Annotated in this window: 17 protein-coding genes and 1 pseudogene; 12 read left to right on the forward strand and 6 right to left on the reverse strand. The window is 72.1% G+C overall.

The genetic code is table 11. The annotated features are described in order from the left end of the window. Positions 1 to 34: 34 nt before the first annotated feature. Positions 35 to 1,879 carry an FUSC family protein gene (locus ACFOYY_RS08235; protein ID WP_352012666.1) on the forward strand — a complete coding sequence of 615 codons (1,845 nt, stop codon included), beginning with the start codon at positions 35 to 37 and terminating at the stop codon, positions 1,877 to 1,879. A 5-nt stretch (positions 1,880 to 1,884) separates the two neighbouring features. Here the strand turns inward: ACFOYY_RS08235 and ACFOYY_RS08240 are convergent, their stop codons facing one another. After that, positions 1,885 to 3,315, reverse strand: a complete 1,431-nt coding sequence (locus ACFOYY_RS08240; protein ID WP_352012665.1) for an amino acid permease — start codon at positions 3,313 to 3,315, stop codon at positions 1,885 to 1,887. 197 nt (positions 3,316 to 3,512) lie between these two features. On the opposite strand from ACFOYY_RS08240, the gene ACFOYY_RS08245 reads away from it, so the two are divergent. Further along, positions 3,513 to 3,920: a hypothetical protein gene (locus tag ACFOYY_RS08245; RefSeq protein ID WP_362772081.1), complete on the forward strand. Its 408-nt coding sequence runs from the start codon at positions 3,513 to 3,515 to the stop codon at positions 3,918 to 3,920. Here ACFOYY_RS08245 and ACFOYY_RS08250 read toward each other — a convergent pair. The 3 genes from ACFOYY_RS08250 to ACFOYY_RS08260 form a co-directional block, all read right to left on the reverse strand. Continuing rightward, positions 3,854 to 4,699, reverse strand: coding sequence for an MBL fold metallo-hydrolase (locus ACFOYY_RS08250; protein WP_386189050.1), 846 nt, complete (start codon positions 4,697 to 4,699; stop codon positions 3,854 to 3,856). The two genes, ACFOYY_RS08245 and ACFOYY_RS08250, sit on opposite strands and share 67 nt — an antisense overlap. 51 nt (positions 4,700 to 4,750) lie before the next feature. Continuing rightward, complete coding sequence (locus tag ACFOYY_RS08255) at positions 4,751 to 5,812, reverse strand: LLM class flavin-dependent oxidoreductase (protein WP_352012662.1); 1,062 nt, start codon at positions 5,810 to 5,812, stop codon at positions 4,751 to 4,753. 105 nt (positions 5,813 to 5,917) lie between these two features. Then, complete coding sequence (locus ACFOYY_RS08260; RefSeq protein ID WP_386189052.1) at positions 5,918 to 6,766, reverse strand: protein phosphatase 2C domain-containing protein; 849 nt, start codon at positions 6,764 to 6,766, stop codon at positions 5,918 to 5,920. Between the two features lie 556 nt (positions 6,767 to 7,322). Here ACFOYY_RS08260 and ACFOYY_RS08265 point away from each other — a divergent pair. Further along, positions 7,323 to 7,925, forward strand: coding sequence for a DUF4142 domain-containing protein (locus ACFOYY_RS08265; RefSeq protein ID WP_386189054.1), 603 nt, complete (start codon positions 7,323 to 7,325; stop codon positions 7,923 to 7,925). Positions 7,926 to 7,980: 55 nt separating this feature from the next. On the opposite strand, the gene ACFOYY_RS08270 is transcribed toward ACFOYY_RS08265, so the two are convergent. Beyond that, entirely contained in the window at positions 7,981 to 8,214 is a 234-nt protein-coding gene (locus ACFOYY_RS08270; RefSeq protein WP_449343612.1) for a response regulator transcription factor, read from the reverse strand. A gap of 88 nt (positions 8,215 to 8,302) precedes the next feature. Here ACFOYY_RS08270 and ACFOYY_RS08275 point away from each other — a divergent pair, with 88 nt between their 5' ends. From ACFOYY_RS08275 to ACFOYY_RS08310, 8 genes are all read left to right on the forward strand, one after another. Further along, positions 8,303 to 8,962 carry a TetR/AcrR family transcriptional regulator gene (locus ACFOYY_RS08275; protein WP_386189056.1) on the forward strand — a complete coding sequence of 220 codons (660 nt, stop codon included), beginning with the start codon at positions 8,303 to 8,305 and terminating at the stop codon, positions 8,960 to 8,962. Further along, entirely contained in the window at positions 8,959 to 10,473 is a 1,515-nt protein-coding gene (locus ACFOYY_RS08280; protein ID WP_386189058.1) for an AMP-binding protein, read from the forward strand. The genes ACFOYY_RS08275 and ACFOYY_RS08280 overlap by 4 nt, the downstream gene beginning before the upstream one ends. Continuing rightward, positions 10,470 to 11,315, forward strand: coding sequence for an enoyl-CoA hydratase/isomerase family protein (locus tag ACFOYY_RS08285; RefSeq protein ID WP_386189060.1), 846 nt, complete (start codon positions 10,470 to 10,472; stop codon positions 11,313 to 11,315). Before ACFOYY_RS08280 ends, ACFOYY_RS08285 begins: the two co-directional genes overlap by 4 nt. 301 nt (positions 11,316 to 11,616) lie before the next feature. Continuing rightward, positions 11,617 to 13,005: an amino acid permease gene (locus ACFOYY_RS08290; RefSeq protein ID WP_386189062.1), complete on the forward strand. Its 1,389-nt coding sequence runs from the start codon at positions 11,617 to 11,619 to the stop codon at positions 13,003 to 13,005. Then, complete coding sequence (locus tag ACFOYY_RS08295; RefSeq protein WP_386189064.1) at positions 13,005 to 14,126, forward strand: serine hydrolase domain-containing protein; 1,122 nt, start codon at positions 13,005 to 13,007, stop codon at positions 14,124 to 14,126. Before ACFOYY_RS08290 ends, ACFOYY_RS08295 begins: the two co-directional genes overlap by 1 nt. 166 nt (positions 14,127 to 14,292) lie before the next feature. Continuing rightward, positions 14,293 to 14,523, forward strand: a complete 231-nt coding sequence (locus ACFOYY_RS08300) for a ferredoxin (protein ID WP_352012654.1) — start codon at positions 14,293 to 14,295, stop codon at positions 14,521 to 14,523. Further along, positions 14,513 to 15,907, forward strand: a complete 1,395-nt coding sequence (locus ACFOYY_RS08305; protein ID WP_352012653.1) for an NAD(P)/FAD-dependent oxidoreductase — start codon at positions 14,513 to 14,515, stop codon at positions 15,905 to 15,907. The genes ACFOYY_RS08300 and ACFOYY_RS08305 overlap by 11 nt, the downstream gene beginning before the upstream one ends. A 63-nt stretch (positions 15,908 to 15,970) precedes the next feature. Continuing rightward, a complete protein-coding gene (locus ACFOYY_RS08310) occupies positions 15,971 to 17,209 on the forward strand; it encodes a cytochrome P450 (RefSeq protein ID WP_352012652.1) in 1,239 nt (412 codons plus the stop codon). 12 nt (positions 17,210 to 17,221) lie between these two features. On the opposite strand, the pseudogene ACFOYY_RS08315 reads toward ACFOYY_RS08310, so the two are convergent. After that, a pseudogene (locus ACFOYY_RS08315) lies at positions 17,222 to 18,202 on the reverse strand (RNA polymerase sigma factor); the annotation flags it as partial. A gap of 595 nt (positions 18,203 to 18,797) precedes the next feature. Here ACFOYY_RS08315 and ACFOYY_RS08320 point away from each other — a divergent pair. After that, positions 18,798 to 19,883, forward strand: a complete 1,086-nt coding sequence (locus ACFOYY_RS08320; RefSeq protein ID WP_386189067.1) for a helix-turn-helix domain-containing protein — start codon at positions 18,798 to 18,800, stop codon at positions 19,881 to 19,883. The last annotated feature ends 12 nt before the right edge of the window (positions 19,884 to 19,895 follow it).

The following is a 19,895-nucleotide window of genomic DNA, read 5'->3' on the forward strand; positions in this document are numbered from 1 at the left end:
CGCGGACGCGGCGCCCGGCTGGCTCGTCGAGACGGTGCGGATCAGGCCCGCGGCGCCCCGCCCGTGGCCGATGCTGCGCACGGCGCTGGCCGTGGTCGCCCCGCTGCTGGCGGGACTCGCCATGGGGCGCATCGCCCTGGGGCTGCTGCCCGCCATGGGGGCCATGGGCACCGCCCTGGCCGACCAGGGCGGCTCCTACCGGGCCAGGGTCGTCAGGATGGGCGCCACCGCGCTCGGCGGCGCGGCGGGCTTCCTGGTCGGGGCCGCGGCCAGGGAGACCGGCTGGTGGGCGGTGCTGGTCACCGTCGCGGTCGCGGTGCTGTCCGCGCTGGTCAGCACCACCGGCGCCGCCGGGTCGAGCGCCGGGCTCCAGCTCCTCGTGATGACCGTACTCGGCACCGGCGTCCCGCTGGGACCGCCGGGGGCGGGCACGCTGCTGTTCCTGCTCGGCTCGGCGTGGGCGCTGGCGCTCGCGCTGGCCGACTGGCCGCTGCACCCGAGGGCGCCGGAGGAGGCGGCGGTGATCGCGGCCTACCGGGCGCTCGGCGCCCTGGCCGCCGGGCGTGACGCCGGTACCGTCGTCGCCTTCGACACCGCCCTCAGGAACGCCTACGACACCGTGTTCGGCGCCCGTTCCGCGTCGGCGGGGACCGACCCGTGGCGCACCCGCGCGGTCGCCCTGCTGAACCAGGCCTCGCTGGTCCGCAACGCCCTGATCTCCCTCGACCTGGAGGGGCGCGACCCGCCGGAGGGCACGAAGGCGGCCGTCGAGGGCGTCGCGGACGCGCTCGCCGGAGGGCCGCTCCCGGCGAGGACGCCGGGGGAGGGGCCGGACTCGCCCGCGACCCGCGCCCTCGGCTCGGCCCTCGAAGGGGCCGTCGAACTGCTGTACGGCGGGGACCCGCCCGCCGACGGCCCGCCGTACGAGTGGCGGGACCGGGGTGAGCGCCTCAGACAGGCCTGGGAACGGATGTGGTCGGGCCGGCTGACCCGTGTCTACACCGTCAGGCTCGCGCTGTGCGTGGGGGTCGCGAGCGCGTTGAGCGAACTGCACCTGGTCGAACGGTCCTACTGGACGACGCTGACCGTCGCGCTGGTGCTCAAACCCGACTTCGGCTCGGTCTTCGCCCGCGCCGTGCAGCGAGCCCTCGGCACTCTCGCCGGCACGGTGATCGGCACCGTCGTGCTCGTCGCCGTGCCGTACGGCCCCGCGCTCCTGGTCCCGGTCGCGGTCTTCGCCGCGCTCCTGCCGTACGGCATGCAGCGCAACTGGGGGCTGATGTCGGCCTTCCAGGCGCCGCTGGTGCTGTTGCTGGTCGACCTGCTGACCCGTGGCGGGCCGAGGCTGGCCGAGATCCGGCTGGTCGACACGCTGGCCGGGTGCCTGATCGTCCTGCTGCTGGGATACCTGCCGTGGCCCGCGAGCTGGGAGGCGCCGGTCGGGCCGAGGTTCGCCGACGCGGTCTCGGCGACCGCCGACTATCTCCGGCACGCCTTCGACCCCGGGCACACCGGCAGGGCGGCGCTGCGCCACCGCGTCTACGACGCCCTGGCCGACCTGCGCACCGTCTTCCAGCGGGCGATGACGGAACCGGCCGTGGTCAGCAGGCGCGTCACCACGTGGATGCCCGCGATGACCGCCCTCGAACGGGTGGCCGACGCGACCGCCGCGACCGTCGCCAGGACCGAGCACGGCGCCCCGCGGCCGTCGGCCGGGGCGGTCGGGGCGGCGGTCGCCTCACTTGAGGGGATCGCGCGGGACGTGCGCGCGGGCACCCCGCCGGGACGGCCGGAACTCGCGCGGGAGGACGCGCTGGAACGGGTGAACGCCGCGGTGCGCGGCCTGGGCGACACCGTCTCCGGGCACCACACCTGCTGACCCGGCTAGCCCTCCCCGGCGCGCTCCTCTGAGGCCAGGGCGGAGTGCCGGTAGGAGTAGGCGAAGTACACGACCAGGCCGATCGCGAACCACACCGCGAAGCGGACCCACGTCTGCCACTGCAGGAAGGTGATCAGCCAGAGTGAGAAGAGGATGCCGATCGCCGGGACGACGGGCATCCCCGGGCAGCGGAAGGTCCTGGGCAGGTCGGGCCGCCGGTAGCGCAGGACGATCACCGAGGCGCACACCACGACGAAGGCCAGCAGGATGCCGATGTTGGTCAGCTCGGCCGCCTCGACGATGGGCAGGAACCCGGCGATGAGCGCGGAGATGACGCCGACGATCCACGTCACCCGGGTCGGCACGTGCCGGGTGGGGTGCGTCTTGGCGAACCACCTGGGCAGCAGTCCGTCACGGCTCATCGAGAACCACACGCGGCTGACGCCGAGCATGAAGGTGAACATGACGGTCAGGATGCCGACGATCGCGCCGACCGCGATCACGTCGGCCAGGCCCCGCAGGCCGACCGCCTTGAACGCCGTGGAGAACCCGCTCTCCTTGTCGATCTCGGTGTAGTGCTGCATGCCCGTCAGTACCAGGCAGGCCAGCACGTACAGCACCATCGAGACGCCCAGCGAGTAGATGATCGCCTTGGGCATGTGGCGCTGGGCGTCCTTGGACTCCTCGGCGGCCGTGCTCATGGCATCGTAGCCGAAGACGGCGAAGAACACCGTGGCCGCGCCGGTGAACGCGCCGCCGATGCCGTAGGGGAAGAAGGGGGTGTAGTTCGAGGTGTTGATGTGGAAGAGGCCGACCACGATGACCAGCAGCACCACGGCGACCTTCAGGCCGACGACCGCCATCTCGAACCTGGCCGCGTTGCGCATGCCGAGGTTCAGCAGGTAGGCGATCAGCAGGCACAGCAGGGCGGCGAACAGGTCGACCCGGTGCCCCGCGCCCGTCCCCGGCGCGCCGAGCATCCACGAGGGCAGGTTCACGCCCAGGTCGCCGAGCAGGAAGGAGAAGTAGCCCGAGATGCCGATGGCGACGACCGCGACGATCGCGGTGTACTCAAGCAGCAGGTCCCAGCCGATGAACCAGCCCGCGATCTCGCCGAGCACCGCGTAGCCGTAGGTGTAGGCCGATCCGGCCTTGGGGATCAGCCCGGCGAACTCGGCGTAGGAGAAGGCCGCCGCCGCGCTGGCGATTCCGGCGATCAGGAAGGAGACGACGACGGCCGGTCCGGCGATGCCGTTGGCGACGGCGCCCGCCAGGGTGAAGATGCCCGCGCCGATGATGCCGCCGACTCCGATGGCGGTGAGCTGCCAGAGTCCCAGCACGCGGGTGAGCTGTTCGGTTCTTCCACCCTCGGGTTCCTCGATGTGCTCGATGGGCTTGCGGCGCAGAAGGCCGGTTCCCGTCCGCAGTCTGGCCATGGCGCTCCCCTCGCACGACGACTCACGACGACTGCGGCGGACGACCCGATCTGGCCCGCCACGTCCGGGTCTTACCCCTTTTTCGTGATGCTTACTCCATGAGAGGTGTTCTGTCAGATTGGGGAGTATTGGCTGGTAGGAGGGGTTTCTGCAGGGTAGCGTCGAGGTATCGAATCCCGGACACGGGGGGAGACGCCATGCCGAGCGATCCCGATCATGTGCTCGACGCCATCGACGGAGTCGTCGACGAGTGGCTCGCCATGAGCGAGGACTCCATGCGCTGGGCGCCACCGGAGAAACCCGCGCCGAGACCGCGGCTCACGCTGCCCACGCCACCCCTGCCGCCCCTGGTCGAGGGGCTGCTGCAGGAGGCGGGCGCCCGCGCCCAGGCCGTGGTCGAGGCGTTGCGGCCGCTGGGGGAGGGGGTGGCCGGAGTCCTGTCCTCGATCTTCGACGGCGACGCCGTACGCCGTCTGATCGAGCCCGCCGACTGGCCCGAGGAGCACCCCGAGCTCGACGTCGACGACCCTGAGGAGCCTCAGCCGCCCTCGGGGGTGTCGGCTGAGGCGTCGCCGGGGGCGTCGTCGAGGGCGAACCGCAGGTAGCGCTCGGCCGAGCGCCGCACGGCCCGCGCCCCGTCGGTGCGCACGACCCGCTTCCACCAGCCGCCGTAGACCCGCTCGAAGTCGTAGGGCTCAAGCAGCGACAGGGCGCGGCGGACCGTCCTCGGGCGCTCGGGGATGAGATTCGGGTAGCTGTACATGAACGAGACCCAGCGCCGGTCGGAGACCACCTGGAGGATGTCGCCGGAGAACAGCGCCGCCGGGCCGTGCGCCCCCTCGCGCCGGTGCAGCACCTGGCCGCCCTCGAAGTGCACGCCCGCGTTGACCAGGGTCAGGTCGTCGCCGATCTCCAGGGTCTCGCCCTCCCAGAACACGACCGACTCGTCCGGGCGGGCCACCCACGCGCGGTCCTTGGCGTGGATGTAGACCGGCGCGTCGAAGGCGTGCGCCCACTCGACCATCGAGCCGTAGAAGTGCGGATGGCTGATCGCGATGGCCTTGATCCCGCCCAGTTCGCGGACCTGCCGGACGACCTCCTCGTCGAAGTGGGTGACCATGTCCCACAGCACGTTGCCCCCGGCGGAGCGCACCAGCAGCGCGCGCTGGCCGATCGCGGTCGCCGGGTCGGTGCCCAGGCCGACGACGCCGGGCCCCTCCTCGGCGACCACGGCCCTGTGGCCGGCCGCGCTCAGCTCGGCCAGCGACGTCCAGCGCTGCCCCTGCCAGCCGACGTACTGCCGCTCGTCCTCACAGATCGGGCAGTTCTCCCTGAGAGCGGCGTACTGAACACCACAGGTCACACAGATCGGCAGGTCGTTCACGGTGACTCCCTCGTGAGCCGTACGATTCCCCGAAGACTTCCTGAGCCGACGCTAGCCGACGGGTCCGCGGGGCAGGTCGTAGGCCTGGGCGAGAAGTTCGTAGGAGCGGATCCTGTCCTCGGGGTCGTGCACCATCGTGGTGATCATCAACTCGTCGGCCTCGGTGCGCTTGCGCAGCGCGTTCAGGCCCTCCCTGACCTCCCCGGGGTCGCCCAGGACCACGTTGGACAGGTAGTCCTCGACGAAGACCCGCTCGGCCGGGGTGTAGGGGTGATCCCGCGCCTCCTCGGGCGTCGGCACCGGCTGGGGAGCCCCCCTGCGCAGCCTGAGCATGGACAGCGCGCCGGGCAGCGCCAGGCTCAGCGCCCGCTCCGAGGTCTCCGCGGCGACGGCGGAGACCCCGATCATCGCGTACGGCCGCTCCAGCACCGCGGAGGGCTGGAAGGCGGAACGGTAGAGCTCAAGGGCGGGCAGGGTGTTGGCCGCGCTGAAGTGGTGGGCGAAGGCGAACGGCAGGCCGAGGATGCCCGCGAGCTGGGCGCTGAAGCCGCTCGATCCGAGCAGCCAGATCGGCGGGCGCCCCGACTCCGGAGTCCTGGGGGTGGCGACGACCTTGCGCAGCGGGTGCCCCTCGGGGAAGGAGCCGTCGAGGAAGGCGGTCAGCTCGGCCAGCTGCTCGGGGAAGTCGTCGGCGTCCGGGCCGTTCCTGCGCAGCGCCCGAGCGGTCGCCTGGTCGGTGCCCGGCGCCCTGCCGAGCCCGAGGTCGATGCGGCCGGGATGCAGCGCGTGCAGGGTGCCGAACTGCTCGGCGACGACCAGCGGGGCGTGGTTGGGCAGCATCACGCCGCCGGAACCCAGCCGGATGGTCCGTGTCGCCGCGGCGAGGTGGGCGATCAGCACGGCGGGGGAGGAACTGGCGACCGAGGGCATGCCGTGGTGCTCGGCCACCCAGATGCGGTGGTATCCCCACTCCTCGGCTCTCCTGGCCAGCTCGGTGCTCGCCCGCAACGCCCTGGTCGGGCTCACTCCCGACCCGACGACCGCCAGCTCCAGGATCGAGAGCGGGACCTCGGCGGCCCCCCGGGCCACACCTCGGATGATGTCTTCAGCCATGACAGTGGCAACCCCAACGAACCGGAGGGTATTTCCGGTTGCCCGGGATCGTCCTCCCGCCCGTCCCCGGTGCCCCCGCCGGACCGGGGGCACCGGGGACGGGACTCAGCGTCTCCAGGCGCAGACGGCGGTGCGGTCGTCCTCGTGGGACTCGTCCCGGAAGCTGAGCTGCCAGAAGAACTCGGGGAGGGACGGCATCGAGGGCTGCGACCACCAGGCGGAGACCTGCTCGCTGACCTCCTCCTCGCCCATCGGCCTGGCCAGGCCGCCGGTGCACAGCAGCAGCATGTCGCCCCGCAGGAGATCGGCCATCGCGGTCCCGGAAGGGCCGTCCCCGGGGAGCGCGTCCGGCGTCCGTGCGCCGTCCCCGGCGGGCAGGACCGGGGACCAGTGCCCCTCGCGCAGGAGCGACGCCGTGCCGTCGCCGATCCGCGCCACGTGGACGCGGTGCTCGGCGGTGTCGATGATCGCGGCCAGCAGGGTGGTGCGCAGGGCGGCGGCGGGAACGCCGGTCCGCTCGGCCCGCTCGGCGAGGTCACGGGTGACGGCGGCGAAGAAGTCCTCCACCGGGGCGCCGTCCTCGGCGTGCCGCAGCAGGCCGAGCAGGTTGCGGCGGGCGGAGGCGCAGGCCTCGGCCGCGCCGACGTGGGACAGTTCCGCGTCCGCGAGTCCTCCCGCGGCGCACGCGAGCAGCCGGGAGCCGTCGATCTGCCACAGCCCCATCGCGTCCCTGCGGGGAGCCCCGTCGCGGCGGTTGGCCTCCCCTCTGACGGAGGCCGCCCTGACGGACAGCTCCGGCAGGTCGGCGCCGTCGAGCTCACTGTCCGGTCGTTTCCCGATCGCGTCGGGGACCGCCCCGGTGACGGGACGCGCCATCGGCCGCCCGCCGATGACGAGCGGGTCGAGGACCCTTCCTGCGGGGACGAATCGTGGCTTCGCCTGGAGTCGCTTCACATCCGTGCTTTCTGTTCGATCCGATGTCAGACCGCGTCCGCGGGCATGGGAGGGGAACCCTCCTGATCTGGTCTGGTCGGGACGATCGATCGCACGCCGGTCGGGGCGGACGGCCCGTGCGGGCTCCGTCACGAAGGGCCGGCGTCCTCTCGGTCGTTGGAGCTCCCGGCCGGGAATCCCGAAATTACCCTAAACCCTGGCAAATCATTTGATATCGGGAATTGGGATTGCTAATCCGGCTTTTGGTGCGCATGTCAAACCGACGTGGCAGGGCGTGCGGGGGTTTACCGCAGGCCCAAAAACAATCACCACTGTGACATGGCCGGGGGCGCCCGCCGTACGGCTCGTGCCCGGCGGTGGGAACGGCCGGGCCGGGACCGGACGGCCCGCTCAGCGGGGCACTCGCCCGTGCGATCCGTACGGCTCGGCTCGCCGGGGTCCTCCGCGGAACTTTGGACTTCATTTGCTGATTAATGCTGATATCTCGGTGAATATCGGTGCATATGGTGAGGAGGTCCTAAATATTCCTAAGGAGTGATCCGCGGGGGTTTCAATGATGAGAAGGATCGTCGTGCTGCTGGCCACCGTGGCCGTCGTACTCGGTGGCGGTGCCACCAGAGTCCTCGCCCAGCCCAGCCTCAACGAACAGGACAAGACCTTCCTGGCTCAGGCCCACCGGTCGAACCTGACCGAGATCGAGGCGGGCAGGCTCGCCGAGAAGAAGTCGAGCAACCAGGCCGTGCAGAACATCGCCAAGAAGATCGTGGCCGACCACCTCAAACTGGACGCGGCCGTCAAACGGGAGGCGCAACGGGCGGGCGTCACGCTTCCCGAACAGCCCGCGCCCAAGCAGCGCGCCACACTCGACAAGCTGTCGAACCTGAACGGCGCGGCCTTCAACAACGCCTGGATCAGGGCGCAGATCGCCGGGCACCGCCAGACTCTCACGGTCATCAACACCGAGCTGAGGGACGGCTCCTCCGCCGCGGTCAAGAAGGTCGCCTCGGAGGCCAAGCCCGTCGTGCAGGCCCACCTGGAGATGTTGCAGCAGGCCAGGGGCAACGGCGGCGGGGGGGGCGGCAACGGCGGCGGTGGCGGTGGGGGCGGGTCCCCCGCGCCGCGGAGCACCCCGACCGGCAGCATCCTCCCGCACGAATAGGCCCGCCTGGGAGACGGCGCGGTACGGAGGCACCCCTGACCCGGCTCCGGCCGGGTCAGGGGTTTCCGGAAAGGCCCTGATGGCCCAGATAACGCAGGACCGCCAGGACGCGGCGGTTCCCGCTCGCGGTCGGCGGCAGGCCCAGCTTGGTGAACACACCGGAGACGTGTTTCTCCACGGCCGCGGCCGACAGGTGCAGCCGCGCCGCGACCTCGGCGTTCGAGCAGCCCTGCGCCATCAGCGCGAGCACCTCCCTCTCGCGGGGGCGGAGCGGGGGAAGGTCATCCATGGCACACCGTCTTCCTGGAGGTAGGGAAAACCGGAGAGTTGGCGCAGGCCCCTTGCGGGTTTGCGGCCGTACGGCCTAAATGTAGGCCATGCGGTCGAAAATTACGCCGGATGGCCGGAAAACACCGGGCAGGAAGAAGTCCACGTTCATCGAGGAGACGCGCAGGCGTCAGATCGTGGGCGGCGCGATCACGACGATCGCCAGCGCGGGGCTCGCCCAGGCGTCGCTGGCCCGGATCGCCGACGAGGTGGGGATCAGCAAGAGCGTGATCTCCTACCACTTCGACGGCAGGGACGAGCTGATCGAGGAGATCGTCACCTCCCTGCTGGCGGAGTCGAACCGGTTCATCAGGTCCAGGGTCGAGCGGGAGACCGGCGGCCCGGCCAGGCTCCGCGCCTACATCGAGGCGAGCTTCGCCTTCATGGCCGACCATCGCGAGAACTTCGTCGCCATGGTCGACATCTGGGGAAGTTTCGGGACGGCGGAGGCGAAACGCGCCTTCAACGCCACCGCCTACGACCCCTGCCGCAGGCACATCGAGGGGATCCTGCGCAGAGGACAGCAGGACGGCGACTTCCGGGACTTCACCCCCCGCACGCTCGCCTCGACCGTTCAGGGCGCCATCGACGGTGTCATGCTGCAGTGGGTCTTCGACGAGGCGGCCGTGGACCTCGCCGGGTGCGCCGCCGAACTGGCCGACATGTTCGACCTGGCCACCCGCGCGAGCGCCCCCGGGGAGGCCCGGTGAGCGCCACCAGCCTCGGCGACCTGCTCAGGAGGCGGGCCGCGACCGACGGGCGACGGCCGCTGTTCCGCTTCGGCGGCGTCACCACCACCGTCGCGCAGGTCGAGGAGCGGACCAACCGGCTGGCGGCCGTGCTGCGGGCCCACGGGGTGCGCCGCGGCGACCGGGTGGCCGTCATGCTGCCCAACGGCGTAGGCTTCCCCGTCGCCTGGCTGGCCGTGGGCAAGCTCGGCGCGGTCACCGTCCCGGTCAACGCCGGCTACCGGAGCGACGACCTCGCCCACGTGATCGCCGACTCGGGTGCCGTGCTCGCCCTCGCCGGTACGGCACAGGCCGCGCGGGCGCTGCTCGGCACCCGGGTCGGGCAGGTCGGACTGCTCGACCCGGCCGGCGCGGGGCCCTTCGGGCAACCGGTCCCCGGCGCCTTCGACGCGGGAGCGGAGGCCGACGCCGCCTCGCCGTACCTCGAACCTCCGCAGGTCGGCCCCGAGGACCTGGCGAACCTCCAGTACACCTCGGGCACGACGGGGTTCCCCAAGGGGTGCATGCTCACCCACGGCTACTGGCTGCGCCTGGCGGAGCTGGCGGCGGGCATCGTCGGGGCCGGTGAGGACGACGTCGACCTGACCGCCCAGCCCTTCTCCTACATGGACCCGCAGTGGAACACCGTGCTGTGCCTGATGAAGGGCATCCCGCTGGTGATCCTGCCGAGGTTCTCCGCCTCGACGTTCTGGCGCTCCGCGCGTGAGGAGGGCGCCACGTTCTTCTACCTGCTCGGCACCATGCCGGTCTACCTGTACCGGCAGCCGGAGGACCCGCTGGACCACGCGCACCGGGTCAGGCTCGTCCTGTGCTCGGGCATCGTCGCCGACCTGCACGCCGCGTTCGAACGGCGCTGGGGGGCGCCCTGGCGGGAGGCGTACGGCATGACCGAGACCGGCGTCGACCTGGCGGTCCCGGCGGGCGACGACGCCTGTGTCGGCAGCGGGGCCGCGGGGGTTCCCGTACCCGGCAAACAGGTCGAGATCATCGACGGTGAGATCGTCGTCACCGGCAGCCCGATGATGCTCGGCTACTGGAACGACCCCGAGGCCACCGCGGAACGCATCCGCGACGGCAGGCTGTACACCGGCGATCTCGGCCGCAGGGACGAACGCGGTTACATCCACCTCGTGGGCAGGCGCAAGGACATGATCCGCCGCGGCGGTGAGAACGTCGCCGCCGCCGAGGTCGAGGCGGTCCTCGCCCGGCACCCCGCCGTCCGGGCCGCGGCGGTCGTCGCGGTCCCGGACGACCTGCGGGGCGAGGAGGTCAAGGCGTTCGTCCAGGTCGCGACCCCCGTGCCACCAGGGGAACTGGTGGAGTTCGTCCGAGGGCGCCTGGCCGGTTTCAAGGTGCCGCGTTTCGTGGAGTACGTCGAGGAGTTCCCCATGACCCCGTCAGAACGGATCGCCAAACACCTGCTGCCCTCAGGCAGGGAGAACGAGTACGACGCGCTCGGGGAGGCCGTGTGAGCGACACCGCCGAAAACACCGCGGAGGACACGGCCGAGCACTCCGTCGGAGACGCCGTCAAAGACATCCTCACGGCCCGCCACGGCGCGGCCCTGGTGGTCACCTTCGACCGCCCCGAGGTGCTGAACGCCTTCAGGGACCGCACGTTCGCCGAGCTCGGCGCGGCCCTGGACGAGGCGGAGCGGGACGAGACGGTGCGCGCGGTCGTCCTGACCGGGCGCGGACGCGCCTTCTCCTCGGGCGTCGACCTCACCGAGACACGCGAACGCCTGAGCCGTACGGCGTCGCGGGACCTGGCCGCGACCGTCGAGGACTTCCAGGACGTCACCAGGCGCCTGGTCGCCTTCCCGAAGACCGTCATCTCCGCGGTGAACGGCATCGCGGTCGGCGTGGGCGCGGAGCTGGCGATAGCGAGCGACCTGCGGATCGCGGCGGAGGAGGCCGAGTTCGCCTTCATGGAGGTGCGCCGCGGCCTCTACCCGACCAACGGCGTGCTGTACTTCCTGCCCCGCCTGGTCGGGCACGGCAGGGCGGCCGACCTGCTGCTGTCGGGAGAGCGGATCGGCGCCGCCGAGGCGCTCGGCGCGGGCCTGGTCAGCCGGGTCGTGCCCGGGGAGGACCTGCTCGCCACCGCCGTCGCGCTGGCCGAGACCATCGGGTCGGCCGCCCCCGTGCCGGTCGGCCTGATCAGGCGGCACCTGCGCAGGACCTGGGAACTCGACCTGGAGGGCGTGCTCGCCCTGGAGGTCGAGGGCTGCCTGGCCTGCCTGCGCAGCGCCGACCTCGCCGAGGGGCTGCACGCCTTCGGTGACGGGCGCGGCCCCGAGTTCCACGGCGACTGAACCGGCCGCCGCCCCTTCCACCACACCCGCTCTGGAACGGCCGTGTCACTCCGGCACGACCGCGCCGGCCCGGACCGGCCACGCTCACCCGGAACGGCCGCGCCGGCGCGGAGGAACCCCGGAACGGCCGCGCCGTTCCCGGAACGGCCGTGAAGCCCGCGGACCGTTCCGGGAGATCCCCCGTCCCTTCGCACCCCGCCTGCCCGCCGACCGTGGCCGCAGGCGGCCCTGGCGTGACCGCGCGCCCGGACCCGTGACGCCGGAAAAACCCGCTCGGGGGCCACGAAACCAAGGAGCCTCGATGGCGCAAGGTGAGACAGCGCTCCGCCGCGGACTGCGGCGGCGGCACATGACAATGATCGGCATAGGCGGCGTCATCGGCGCCGGCCTGTTCGTCAGCAGCGGCTCGGTGATCGCCATGGCGGGTCCCGCCTCGGTCGTCGCCTACGCCGTGGGCGGCGTGATCGTCGTCCTGGTGATGCGGATGCTCGGCGAGATGGCCGCGGCGCACCCGACCACCGGGTCCTTCTCCCGCTACGCGGAGCTGGCCCTGGGCCGCTGGGCGGGATTCCTCGTCGGCTGGGGCTACTGGTACTTCGCGGTCGCGGTGATCGCCTTCGAGTCCGTCGCGGGCGCCAGGCTGGCCTCCGGCATCGTCCCCGGCCTGCCGGTGTGGCTGGGCGCCCCGGCGCTGCTGGCCGTCCTCACCGTGGCGAACCTGGTCTCGGTGCGGGTGTTCGGCGAGACCGAGTTCTGGCTGGCCTCGGTCAAGGTCGTCGTGGTCGTCGCCTTCCTGGCCGTCGGCGCGCTGTACCTCACCGGGCTGTGGCCGCACGGTGGGCCGGGCCTGTCCGCGCTGACCGAGCACGGCGGGTTCGCCCCGAACGGCTGGGCGGCGGTGCTGGCCGCGCTGGTGACGGTGGTCTTCTCCTACTTCGGCGCGGAGATCGTCACGATCGCCGCCGCGGAGTCCGCAGAACCCGCCAGGGAGGTCGCGCGGGCGACCGTCAGGGTGGTGTGGCGGGTGCTGGTCTTCTACGTCGGCTCGATCCTGCTGATCGTCGCGGTCGTGCCGTGGAACCGGGTCCCGGCCAACGGGGAGGACAGCCCCTTCGCCACCGCCATCGAGGTTTTCGGCGTCCCCGGCGCGAGCGGCCTGATGACCGCGGTCGTCCTGGTCGCCGTGCTGTCGATCCTGAACGCGGGGATCTACGGCTCCTCGCGAATGCTGATGTCCCTGGCCGAGCGCGGGGACGCGCCCGCCGTACTGGCCAGGGTGCGGCCCTCGGGGGTGCCCGCCCCGGCGATCCTGGCGGGAAGCGGTCTCGCGCTGGTGGTCGTGGCCGTCGCGGGCCTGGTCAGCCCTGATGAGATCTTCGCCTTCCTGCTGAACGCCTCCGGCCTGCTCACGCTGGTCCTCTACCTGTTCATCGCGGTGAGCCAGCTACGGCTGCGCGCCCGCACCGACCCGGGGACGCTGCAGGTGCGCATGTGGGGCCACCCCTGGCTGAGCTGGACGGTGCTCGTCCTGCTCAGCGCGGCCCTGCTGGCCGTCTCCGTCTCTCCCGGCGTCGGGCCCGTCGTGCTCGGCGTCGGCGTCATCCTGGCCGTGACGCTGCTGGCGTACACGGTCAGGACCCGGCTGGGCCGTACGGCCCCGCCGGTCACCGATCCACTGGAGGTCCCCTGATGCGTCCGCCCGGCAGAACCTCGGCCGTGGTCGCCGTTCTCACCGCGCTGTTCCTGCTCCTCACCGCGGGTCCCGTGGCCGCCGCCGAGGCCGGGTTCGCCTGCCTCGTCGGCAGGGCGGCCAGGCCACCGGTCCCCGGGGTCATCCTTGACGTCCGGGGCCCCGGGGTCGCCTACACCGGCGCCGCCGGCGCCTTCCGGCTCGGCGGCAGGGACCTGCGGCCGACGGACGCCTTCCGCGCGGCCAGCGTCACCAAGACCTTCACCGCCGCGACCGTGCTCAAGCTCGCAGAACAGGGCAAGCTACGCCTCGACGACCCGATCAGCAAATATCTCGACCCTTCCCTGGTCGGGCGGGTGCACGTGCTCGGCGGCCGTTCCTACGGCGCGCGGATCACCGTGCGCGAGCTGCTCGACCACACCGCGGGCCTGTACGACTACGCCGCCGACGAGAGGTGGATCGCCGAGGTCGCCGCCCATCCCCGCAGGACGTGGACACCGGAACGGCTGGTCGACTGGGCTCTCGCCCACGGCAGGCCGTACTTCAGGCCGGGCAGGGGCTACCACTACTCCGACACCGGCTACATCCTGGCCGGGTACGTCATCGAGAAGGTCAGCGGCCTGCCCCTGCACCGCGCCTACCGCACGCTGCTCCTCGACCCGCTCGGGCTGCGCGGGACCTACCTCGAACACTGGGAACGGCATCGCGGGGCGCCGCTCTCGCACCCCTACCTCGGCTCCGTGGACACCAGGAACTGGAACCCGACCTTCGACACCTTCGCCGGAGGCGGCCTGGTCTCCACCGCGGCCGACCTGACCACCTTCTTCCGCGCCCTGTTCGAGGGCGGGGTCTTCCGCGACCCGGCGACGCTGCGGGCCATGCTGACCGCGACCCCGCAGAGCAAGGGCACCTACGGCCTCGGCATCCAGCGCCTGACATCCGGCGACGAGGTCCTGTGGTTCCACCCCGGAGCCTGGGGCGCCGTCGCGGCCTACGCGCCCGCGCGGCGGATCTCGGTCGTGGCGACCGTCAACCAGGCGCAGGACGAGGGGGCGCTGGCGGCGCTGTTGCGCGACGCCTACGCCATGGCCCTCGGCAGGTCCGTTCCCGGCTGCGGATGACGACCAGGATGAAGTCCCACTATCCCCCTGGGAAGCGGCAAAGGTCCCGCAAAAGGGTCGTAACACGGTAATCGCCGACCTTGTCCTCCCAGGTCACCGCCCTAGTCTGGACATCACCCAAGGGCCGTTCCCACCACGGGGACGGCCGAAGGGGCCGGGGGGTTCCGTGAGGATTGTCGTCGATCTCAACCGTTGTGAGGGCTACGCCCAGTGCGCCTTCCTGGCGCCGGACGTCTTCTCCATGCACGGCGAGGAGGCCCTGATGTACGACCCGGGCCCCGGCGAGGAGCGGCGCGAACAGGTCCTGCGGGCCGCGGCGGCCTGCCCGGTGCAGGCCATCACCGTCGAGTGGGACACCGCGCGACGGCCAGGGGGAGCGCTGACCGATGTCGGCTGAGACGGCCGCACGGGAGCTCAGACGGCGGGGCCGGGTGGTCGTCGTCGGAGCCTCCCTCGCGGGGCTGCACGGAGCCGAGGCGCTGCGCGCCGGAGGCTTCACCGGATCGCTGACCGTGATCGGCGACGAGCCGCGCGAGCCGTACGACAGGCCGCCCCTGTCCAAGCAGGTCCTGCTGGGCAGGACGGCGGCGGAGGCGACCACACTGCCGCGCGCCCGCGACCTCGACGTCCGCTGGCGGCTCGGCGTGGCCGCGACCGGGCTCAACCTGGCCGAACGGCGGGTCAGCCTCGCCGACGGCGACGAGATCGAGTACGACCGCCTGCTCATCGCGACCGGCACCCGCGCCAGGCCGTGGTTCAAGGAGACGGAGGCCGCCCTCGACGGGGTGTTCGTCCTGCGCACCGCCGACGACGCCGCCGGGCTCAACCGGCATCTGGCGGCGGGCCCCCGCCGGGTGCTGGTCGTCGGAGCCGGGTTCACCGGCTCGGAGATCGCCTCCGCCTGCCGGGAGAGGGGCCTTGAGGTCACGGTCGCCGAGCGCGGCCCCGCCCCCCTCGTCGGGGCGCTCGGCGGCGTCGTGGGCGCGGTCGCGGCGCGGCTGCAGCGTGAGCACGGCGTGGACCTGCGCTGCGGCGTCACGGTGACCGCCCTGGAGGGCGACGCCGCGGGACGGCTCAGGCGCGCCCACCTTTCCGACGGGAGCGCGATCGACGCCGACGTCGCGGTGGTCGGGCTCGGCGCGATACGCAACACCGAGTGGCTCGCCGGATCGGGGCTGGCCGCCGGGCCGAGGGGCGTCGCCTGCGACGCGGGATGCCGCGCCTTCGACGTCCACGGCATCGTCACCGACGACGTCTTCGTCGCCGGGGACGTCGCCAGGTCCCCCCACCCGCTCTTCGGCTACCAGTTCCTCTCGCTCGAACACTGGGGCAACGCGGTCGAGCAGGCCGAGATCGCCGCCCACAACATGATCAACTCAGGGCTCGACCGCCGCCCCTACCTGTGGGTCCCGGCCTTCTGGTCCGCCCAGTTCGGGGTCAACATCAAGTCCATCGGCGTCCCGCCCATGGGGGAGGAGATCGTCGTCACGCAGGGTGCCCTGGAGGAGGACCGCTTCGTCGTGACGTACGGCTTCCAGGGGCGCGTCATCGCCGCGGTCGCCTTCGACCAGGCCAGATGGATCGACTTCTACCGCAGGCTGATCGAGTCGGCGGCGCCCTTCCCGCCCGACTTCCCCAACGTGGACAGGCGCGCCGGGGGCATCCGGCCGATCCCCGCCGACTTCCCCGACCCCTCCCTGCCGAGCCACGGCCCGACCGTGACGCTGAGCGGATACGCGCCCAGCGAGCGCAGACTCCAGTTCACCCCGGCCCGCGCCTGACCGGCGACGCGCCAGACGACGCCCGAGGACCGTGAGGACCGTGAGGACCGTGAGGAAGCAGCCATGACGCAGGGCACCCTGCTGCGGCAGATCACCGACTACGCCAACCGCGCCGACCCCTACCCGCTGTACGCCGAACTCCGCAGGACACCGGTCTCACGGCAGGACGACGGGGTGTACGCGGTCAGCACCTACTGGGAGATCCTCAGCCTGCTGCACGACCCGAGGATCAGCTCCGACATCCGTAACCGGCTGCCGGGCGCGGCGGGCGGCCTGCCGCCCGACGCCGAGGAGGACACGGGCCTGCCGCCCAGCTTCATCAGGCTCGACCCGCCCGAGCACGACCGGCTGCGGCGGCTGGCGATGCGGCCGTTCGGGCCTCCGCACACCCCCCGGCGCATCCACGACATGCGCGGGGATCTCAGCCGGATGGTCACCGGCCTGATCGACGACCTGGGGGACAGGCGGGAGGCGGACCTGGTCGACGACTTCGCCTACCCCTTCCCCGTGATGGTGATCTGCAGGCTCCTCGGTGTGCCCCACGAGGACGAGGCGCGTTTCCACGTCTGGGCGGAGAGGATCGTCGCGGGCATCGACCCGAGTTCGTCCGAGGACCCCGCGCAGCGGCAGCTCACCGCCCAGCAGGCCCGGGCCGAGCTGGGCCGCTATCTCGCCGGGCTCGCCGAGGAGCACCGCCGTACACCCGGCGACGACCTGCTGTCGGCCATGGTCACCGCGCAGGACCCGCAGGGACGCCTGACACCGATCGAGATGATCACAACGGCCGTCCTGCTGTTCATCGCGGGCCACGAGACCACCGTCAACCTCATCACCAACGGGATGCTCACCCTGCTGCGCCACCCCGAGGCCCTGGCCAGGCTCAGCAAGGAGCCGGAGCTGGCCGTACCGCTGGTCGAGGAGCTGCTGCGCTTCGAGCCGCCGGTGCAGTTCCTGCCGCAGCGCACCGCCCTGGCCGACATCGAGGTCGCCGGGACCGTCATCCCGAAGGGGGCGCCGATCTGGCTCGTACTGGCCTCGGGAAGCCGCGACCCCAGGCGTTTCGACGAGCCCGACAGGTTCGACCCGGAACGGGCGGACAACCAGCACTTCGGCTTCGGCAGTGGAGTCCACTACTGCTTCGGCGCGCCGCTGGCCCGCCTTGAGGCGCAGATCGCGCTGACCCAGCTGGCCCGCAGGCTCAGCGACCCCGGGCTCGCCGAAGACCCGCCGCCCTACCGGCGGAATCCGGTCCTGCGCGGCCCCCGCCACCTCAGGGTCGCCTTCGACGGCCTGACGGGGTAGGCCGGACGGCCGTCAGCTCAGGTAGTCGCGCAGCGCCTGGGACCTGGACGGGTGACGCAGCTTGGACATGGTCTTGGACTCGATCTGGCGGATGCGCTCCCGGGTGACCCCGTAGACCTTGCCGATCTCGTCCAGCGTCTTCGGCTGGCCGTCGGTCAGCCCGAACCGCAGGGCCATCACCCCGGCCTCACGCTCGGACAGGGTGTCGAGGACGGCGTGCAGCTGCTCCTGCAGCAGCCCGAACGCCACCGCCTCGTCGGGGGTGATCGCCTCGGAGTCCTCGATGAGGTCGCCGAACTCGCTGTCGCCCTCCGTGCCGAGCGGGCTGTGCAGGGAGATCGGCTCCCGCCCGTACCGCTGGACCTCGACGACCTTCTCCGGGGTCATCTCCAGCTCGCGGGCCAGCTCCTCCGAGGTCGGCTCACGGCCCAGGTCGGACATCATCTGCCGGTGCACCCGGGCCAGCTTGTTGATCACCTCGACCATGTGGACCGGGATGCGGATCGTCCGCGCCTGGTCGGCCATCGCCCGGGTGATCGCCTGCTTGATCCACCACGTGGCGTAGGTGGAGAACTTGAACCCCTTGGTGTAGTCGAACTTCTCCACCGCGCGGATCAGGCCCAGGTTGCCCTCCTGGATCAGGTCCAGGAAGAGCATGCCCCGGCCGGTGTAGCGCTTGGCCAGCGAGACCACCAGACGCAGGTTGGCCTCAAGAAGGTGGTCCTTGGCGTGACGGCCGTCCTCGGCGATCCACTCCAGCTCGGCGCGCACGTCGACCGGCAGCCGGTCGCCCTCGACCTCCAGCTGCTCCTCGGCGAACAGGCCGGCCTCGATGCGCTTGGCCAGCTCGACCTCCTGCTCGGCGTTGAGCAGGGGAACCTTGCCGATCTGCCGGAGGTAGTCCTTGACCGGGTCCACACTCGCACCCGCGACCGTCACCAGGGCGTCGGGCGTCTCGTCATCGTCGTCGGCCAAGATCAGCACGTTTTCCTCAGCGGAGGCCGTCACGGCGATCACATCCTTCATGGAGCCGGCAGGGCAAACACCTGTGCATTTCAACGTACGTCCTGCACGGGTGTGCTGCGGCCACTCAGGGGCGGCGTGGCGCGGGACATCCGGGGCCGGTGGGGCGCGCGGTACGGCGGCCGCACGCCACCGAGAAGGACACGGCGGCGGGCACAACGGTGGTCAATGTGACGGTTCCGGCCCCTCGGGACAGGAGATCCCTCATCGGACGCGTGATTTTCGCTCCCTTCCTCGTCGGCGTTCCTGGAACGCGGTGGGGAACGACCCGGAAACACCCGCGACGCGGCGCGGCGGGTCCAGGTCGTCAACGTTCTCGGCCGGCGACCGGAAGATGACCCGCAACGAGGGGTACGGCGGGCCGCCATGCCGTGAAAGCGCTTGTCGTGATGGATGATGATCTCGCCGGAGACGCGAGGAGAACCGGCTTCCGGCCTGTTGGGGCGTGTGCAACAATCGCCGGGCGAGTTCCCGGTGCCGAAGGGCCCGCCGGAGGCTCGGACGGCCGCCTCCGGCTGTCTCCCGGCGTCACCTCGCGCGGGCACCGGGGGACCGGACCGAGGAGGTGGGGGCGCTGCCGCGTGGCGAGCGACCACTGGACGAGGGAGACAGCGCGCTGCTGCGGTTCGCGGCCGAACTGCGCGAGCTGAGGGAGAAGGCGGGTGGCCCGCCGTACCGGCTGCTGGCACGCAGGGCGCACTACTCGGTCGCGACGCTGTCCGGCGCGGCGGCGGGCAGGAGACTGCCGAGCCTGGCGGTGACCCTGGCCTACGTCGGCGCCTGCGGGGGCGACGGCACCGAGTGGGAGCGGCGCTGGCACGAGGTGGCCGCGGAACTCTCGGGGAGCGGCCCGCGGGAGACAGGGGAACGGGCGGCCGGGCAGGAACCGCCGTACGTCGGCCTGGCGGCCTTCCGCAGTGAGGACGCCGACCGGTTCTTCGGCCGCGAGCGGCTCGTCGAGGAGTTACGGACCCGTCTGGCGCGGCGGAGACTGGTCGCGCTCTTCGGCACCTCGGGCGCGGGGAAGTCCTCGCTGCTGCGGGCCGGGCTGGTGCCGCGCAGGAGGGCCGAGGGCGGACAGGGCCCCGTGGTGCTGTTCACCCCGGGTCCGCGCCCCCTGGAGGAGTGCGCGCTCCAGCTCGCCCGGCTCACCGGGGACACCCCGGGCGGGCTGTGCGAAGAACTGGCGGCCGGCCCGCGCGGCCTGCACCGGATCGTCCGCCGGGCCCTGGCCGGCCGGCCGGAACAGGCCGAGCTGCTGCTGGTCGTCGACCAGTTCGAGGAGGTCTTCACCCTCTGCGACGACGAGACGGAGCGCGGCCGTTTCCTCGCGGCGCTGGTCACCGCGGCCGGCGCGGGCGACAGCCGCTGCCGGGTCGTGCTCGGGGTGCGCGCCGACTTCTACGCCCACTGCACCCGCCACCCGGACCTGGTCGAGGCCTTCGCCGACGCGCAGCTCGCCGTTGGACCCATGACCACCGACGAGTTGCGCCGCGCCGTCGTGCAGCCCGCGGTCCGCGCGGGCTGCACGGTCGAGACCGCGCTGCTGACCGCCGTCGTGGCCCAGGCGAACGGGCAGGCGGGAACGCTGCCCTCGCTCTCGCACGCCCTGCTGGAGACCTGGCGCAGACGCAGGGGGAACACGCGCTGACCCTGGCGGGCT

Source organism: Streptosporangium jomthongense, assembly GCF_042650425.1.
GTDB lineage: Bacteria > Actinomycetota > Actinomycetes > Streptosporangiales > Streptosporangiaceae > Streptosporangium.